Source organism: Microbacterium sp. KNMS (assembly GCF_053851835.1).
In genome coordinates, this window is the sequence record NZ_JBSQBP010000107.1 from 1 (window position 1) to 273 (window position 273).

General features: G+C 57.5%; 1 pseudogene. It reads left to right on the forward strand.

What is annotated here, in order from left to right:
• Nucleotides 1-273 (forward strand): annotated as a pseudogene (locus ACWXWW_RS18025) (IS1 family transposase); the annotation flags it as partial.

Consider the following 273-nt stretch of genomic DNA (forward strand, 5'->3'; position numbering starts at 1 on the left):
GGGCTAAATCGCGCCAGCGCTGGCTGTTTTACGCGTATGACAGGCTCCGGAAGACGGTTTGCGCACGTATTCGGTGAACGCACTATGGCGACGCTGGGGCGTCTTATGAGCCTGCTGTCACCCTTTGACGTGGTGATATGGATGACGGATGGCTGGCCGCTGTATGAATCCCGCCTGAAGGGAAAGCTGCACGTAATCAGCAAGCGATATACGCAGCGAATTGAGCGGCATAACCTGAATCTGAGGCAGCACCTGGCACGGCTGGGACGGAAG